Here is a 5,216-nt window from a genome sequence, read left to right on the forward strand (position 1 = left end):
CAGTTCGGGTGCGCCGCGTCGGCTTCCATCATGGTTGTGTCGGCCCAGCCCGTGACGCCTTCTTCCGGCACGGTCGAGGCAACCGGCTTCTTGGCGGCAACCAGCGTGTTGACCTGGTAAGGCCACGAGCCCGAAGCAACCACGCCTTCGTTCTGGAAGTCATCGACCTGGATGGCGGCGTCATGCCAGTAGCGGCCGACCAGCGTGCGCTGGACGCGCAGCAATTCGAGCGCCGCCTTGTACTGGTCCTCGTTCAATTCGTAGGGATCCTTGATGCCGAGTTCCGGCTTGTGGAACATCAGGTAGTTGGCGGCATCGGCGATGTGGATCGGTCCGTCATAGGCCTGGACACGGCCCTTGTTGGACTTGCCATCCGGCAGCTTCATTTCCTCGAAAACGACATTCCAGCTCTTCGGCGCTTCCTTGAACACCTCGGTGTTGTACATCAGGATGTTCGGACCCCACTGGTAGGGAACGCCGTAATGCACTTTGTCGACGGTGAACCAGGGCGCGTCCTTGAGCCGGTCGTCGACCGTCTTCCAGCTCGCGATGAGATCGGTGTTGATCGGCTGCACGCGCTTGCCAGCGACGAGGCGCAACGAGGCATCGCCCGAAGCGGTGACGAGGTCGAAGCCGCCCTCGTTCATCAGCGACACCATCTCATCGGATGTGTTGGCGGTCTTGACGTTGACCTTGCAGCCACTCTCCTTCTCGAAGGCGGTGACCCAGTCATAGCCCTTGTCGGTCTCGCCGCGCTCGATATAGCCCGGCCAGGCAACGATGTTGACCTGGCCTTCGCCCTTGCCCAGTTCCTTGACCTGGGCAACGGCCTGACCGGAGAAGGTCAGCGCGACCGTTAGCGCAGTGCATGACTTCAGGAATGAATTCATCATCAATCTCCCATTTTGGCGCGTGACCCTGAAACCGCTCCGGTTTTCGCCAGATCACGCGCGGACTGAAAAACGTGCCAGTTCGTCCAATGGACTGATGCCGCTCTGATGGCGGCTTTGGTCGCTGAACCGAAGGTGCTTGGAAAATACCGGTTTCGCAAATTCATTTGTCAGAAGGGTGATATCGGTTTTTCCGATAGATCGCCGCGGATCAGGTCCGCTGGCGGACCGTCCGTTGCGACTGGGCAAGCCCGATGAAGTCGCGCGCCGCCTGCGGCAGGCTGGAGCCGCGCCGCCAGACCATGCCGACCTGCACCACCGGCAAGGCACCGGAAATGTCGCGCGATTCGATGCGGTCGCCTTCCAGCGACCAGGGCCGGTAGACGAGATCGGGCAGCAGCGCCACGCCGGCGCCGGTGGCGACGAGGCTGCGCACGGCTTCCACGGAACGGGTGCGGAAGGCGACATGCGGCCTGGCGCCGATCGCCGTCAGCAGCTTGCCGGTGTTCTCCTCGATCTCGTCGACGGTGAGCATGATCAGCGGTTCGGAGGCGATATCGCCGATGCCGATGATGTCGGCGCCAGCCAAGGGATGGCCGAGCGGCAGCCACAGCCGATAGGCCGAGACTTCGAGGATTTCCGATTGCAGGGCAGTGCGGTCGCGCAAATTGGAGGTGACCATGACGGCAATGTCGAGCTTGCCGCCGATGAGCAAATGTTCGAGGTAGTCGCCATTGTCCTCTATGGCCGACACCTCGACGCCGGGATAGGCGCGGCGGTAGCGGGAAAGCAGATCCGACAGCACATAGCCGGCGACCAGAGAGGTGACGCCGAGCTGCAGCCGGCCACCGGCGACGGCCTGTTCGCCGGAAAAAGAGCGGCGGGCGTCGGATACGTCGGCGAGGATCTTTGTCGCGTGACGCAGGAACTGGTGGCCCTTGTGGGTGATATTGAGGCCGCGCGGATGGCGCTCGAACAGTTCGACGCCGAGATCGCTTTCAAGTTCCTTGATCGCTTCGGTGACCGACGATTGCGAGATGGAGAGGTTTTGCGCCGCGCGCGACACCGTGCCTTGCTCGGCAACGGCGACGAAGAACTGCAACTGGCGGATGGTGAAGGCCATGGCCGGACTAAACACCGGCAGGCAAGCGAAGGAAAGCGGATCGCGGAGCTTATCCCATGACCCGGTGGCGCGTTCAGCCGAGCATCAGCCTGATGCGGCGTCGCCATGTCGGGCCATAGCGCAACGCAAGCATGAAGGCCGCCTCCAGCGCCACGACAATAACGATGATGCGCAAGCCCACCGTGAAAGAATCCTGGCCGCTGCCGTGCATGAGATAGCCGGTCAGGAGAAAGCCCGCATTCCATATGGTGGCGCCAAGCAGCGTCGCGGCCGCGAAAGGCAAGGCAGGCAGACACAGCGCGCCAGCTGCGATCGGCAGGTAATTGCGCACGGTCGGGATGAACTGCGCCAGCAAGGATACCCTGACATGATTGCGGCGATAGGCCTGGCCAAGCTTGCGATAGGTTTCGGGGCGCAGGAAGACATATCTGCCGGCTCGTCCGATCAGCCTGTCGGCGCGGTCGAACCCGATCCGGCGGCCGACCCCATACCAGACAAGACAGCCGGTGAAGGAGGCGGAAGTCGTCACCGCCAACAGGATCGCCAGCGTCGCACCGTCAGGCGCGGCCGTCATGCCGAGAAACAGCAGCAACACATGCGAGGGCGGAATCGGCAGGATCTTCTCGGTGAAGGCAAGGCAAAAGACGCCGAACAGGCCGAAGCCGAGAATGACCGACAATGGTCCCGTCATGCGAAGCGCCAGTCATAGGTTCCGGCTGCCTTGATTCTGGCGATGCGATAGACCGTCGCCGGCGGGAAATTGCGGAACGTATGACCAACCCGCGTGACCTCGAGATCGAGCCGGTCGAGCAGCGACTGGTCGAACGGACAGCGCCGTCCGAGCGTGAACTGATAGAGGGCTCCGCCGGGACGAAGGTTCGCGAAAACACCTTCGAGAATGGCGAGCGTCTTGCGCCGCGAAATCAGCCGGAAAGGCAGGCCGCTGACGGCAGCGCCAATCACCGGCCGGTGGAAGAGCGACAGATGGCGCAGGCCGACAGCATCCATTTCAAAAATCCGGGCGGCAGGAAAACGACGCATGAGCAGCGCGGCGAAATCCGGATCGGATTCTATCAGCATCAAATCTTCCTCCTTCACCCCGCGCGACAGCAGCGCCCGTGTGAAAGGACCTGTTCCTGGACCGAGCTCCAGCACGGGGCCTGTCTCAGGTCCGATGTCACGGGTCATCAATGCCGCCAGGCTGGAGCTGGACGGCGTGACGGAGCCGACCCTGAACGGCGCGACGGTCCACGCCATGAGAAAAGACAGAGCATCATTTGCGGGCATGGTAACCTCAATCCGAGACAACAGCACGCCAACCAGTCTGGTGTGCCACCTGATTTCGCTTCAGCGTCATTTCGCTTCAACGTCGGGCCCGACCTGTTGCATATTCGGGCCCGACGCCTTCACGCCGGCATGGGCGATTCGTGCCGACCGGCGCTGTTTGCCGCGACTGGGTTGCATAGACATTGCGCAATCTCGGAGAGCCAAAGAAAGCGCCTGTCGACCCCGGCCGTTCGGCTTTGCCATGTTTGCGCAATGTTGGCGCGGTAGCGCCCGAAGCTGTTGCCGTTGCTGGAGAACTGTCGATGCGAATCTTGCTGGTCGAGGACGAGCCCGAAATGGTCTCTGCCTTACGTGCCGCGCTGAAGCGCCACGACATGGTGGTCGATCATGCCGGCACGCTCATCGAAGCCGAAGGCTTCGTCGCCGCCGACAGCTACGACGCGATCCTGCTCGACCGCCAGTTGCCGGATGGCGACGGGCTGTCGCTGGTGCCCAGATTGCGTTCGGCCAAGAACACCACGCCAGTGCTGATGCTGACGGCGAGAGGCGACACAGCGGACAAGGTCGATGGGCTGGACATGGGCGCGGACGACTATCTGGCAAAACCATTCGCCTTCGAGGAATTGCTTGCCCGGTTGCGCGCGCTGCTGAGGCGTCCGGCACCGATGCAGTCGCAATTCATCCGCGCCGGCGACCTGGTGCTCGACGTCGGGCATCGCGAAGCGTCGATCCGTGCCGAACCGCTCAGCCTGCCGCGGCGCGAACTCCTGGTGCTGGAGGCGCTGATGCGCCGGACCGGCCGCATGGTGCAGCGCGAGGCGCTGATGGAGGCGGTGTTCGGCCTCGACGACGAGATCCAGTCCAACGCGCTCGACACCCACGTCTCGCGCCTGCGCCGCAAACTCGCCGATGCCGATGCCGGCGTGACGATCAATGGCATTCGCGGCGTCGGCTATCTCCTGCGCGAAACGACATGAGCGCCGAGCTATGAGCCTCAAGCGCCCGCGTTCGCTCAAATGGAGCCTGGTGCTGCGTATCGCCTTGCTGCAATGCGCGATGCTGACGCTGATCATCGTCGGCATTCTCGGCGCCATGCTGGCCACCGGCCTTATCCCGCATGACTACGAGGACGGTACAATGGACGTGCTGGCGGATGCAGTGACACGCGATGCCGGCGGCAAGCTTGTCATCACCGAGACGCCAGATATGGCAAAGCTGCGCTCGAACGTTCCGGACCTCTGGTTCATCATCCGCGACAAGCAAGGGCAGCGACTGGAAGAAGGCAGGGTGCCGGCCATTTTCCAGCCCTTTGTCGGACTGCTGGACACTATCAGCGACGCCCGTATCGACCACGCAATCGGACAAGCCGCGCCGCCGGAGGGAAAGATCCGCTGGACCGATACGGCGGCCGGCAATGTCCAGATCTTCAGCGGCACCAAGGGCGGGCTTTCGCTGCTGCGCCTGCTCGGCCAGGCGCCGCAATTCTTCCTGCAAGGCATATTGCCGCTCGCCGGGCTGATGGCGTTGGCCACGCTGGTCGCGACACCATGGGTGGTGCGCGGCGCACTGTCAGGCCTTGGCCATGCGGCCGCAGAGGCCGAACGCATCGACATCGACCAGCGTGGCGTGCAGCTGCCGCTGAAAGATGTGCCAAAGGAAGTGACGCCGCTGGTCAAGGCGGTGAACGCCGCCCTTGCGCGCCTGGACAAGGGCTATGAACGCCACAAGCGCTTCCTGACCGACGCCGCCCATGAACTCAGGACACCGGTCGCCATCCTCAACACGCGCCTTGCCTCGCTGCCGGCGACGCCGGAGCGGGCAAGGCTGCTGCAGGATGCGGCACGGCTTTCGACGCTGACCGACCAGCTGCTCGACCTGCAGCGCCTCGACCGGCAGACAACGGCCTTCGAAAAGGT

General features: G+C 63.2%; 6 protein-coding genes. 2 read left to right on the plus strand and 4 right to left on the minus strand.

The window, feature by feature from the left end; genetic code table 11:
* The 4 genes from EOA36_RS26860 to EOA36_RS26875 all read right to left on the minus strand — a co-directional run.
* The coding region (locus EOA36_RS26860; protein WP_127280133.1) for an ABC transporter substrate-binding protein at positions 1 to 890 on the minus strand (890 nt) is incomplete at its 3' end.
* A 211-nt stretch (positions 891 to 1,101) separates the two neighbouring features.
* Positions 1,102 to 2,013, minus strand: a complete 912-nt coding sequence (locus EOA36_RS26865; RefSeq protein WP_127280134.1) for a LysR substrate-binding domain-containing protein — start codon at positions 2,011 to 2,013, stop codon at positions 1,102 to 1,104.
* Positions 2,014 to 2,086: 73 nt separating this feature from the next.
* Positions 2,087 to 2,704, minus strand: coding sequence for a DedA family protein (locus EOA36_RS26870; protein WP_127280135.1), 618 nt, complete (start codon positions 2,702 to 2,704; stop codon positions 2,087 to 2,089).
* On the minus strand, positions 2,701 to 3,300 hold the full coding sequence (locus tag EOA36_RS26875; protein WP_127280136.1) for a phospholipid methyltransferase: 600 nt from the start codon (positions 3,298 to 3,300) through the stop codon (positions 2,701 to 2,703). Before EOA36_RS26875 ends, EOA36_RS26870 begins: the two co-directional genes overlap by 4 nt.
* Before the next feature lie 302 nt (positions 3,301 to 3,602).
* Between EOA36_RS26875 and EOA36_RS26880 the strand changes: the two genes are divergently transcribed.
* Positions 3,603 to 4,277, plus strand: coding sequence for a response regulator transcription factor (locus EOA36_RS26880; RefSeq protein ID WP_127280137.1), 675 nt, complete (start codon positions 3,603 to 3,605; stop codon positions 4,275 to 4,277).
* 10 nt (positions 4,278 to 4,287) lie between these two features.
* Positions 4,288 to 5,216, plus strand: a 929-nt coding sequence (locus EOA36_RS26885) for a histidine kinase dimerization/phospho-acceptor domain-containing protein (RefSeq protein ID WP_127280138.1), incomplete at its 3' end; no start/stop codon positions are given.

The sequence above is a fragment of the Mesorhizobium sp. M8A.F.Ca.ET.021.01.1.1 genome, assembly GCF_003998025.1.
Classification (GTDB): domain Bacteria; phylum Pseudomonadota; class Alphaproteobacteria; order Rhizobiales; family Rhizobiaceae; genus Mesorhizobium.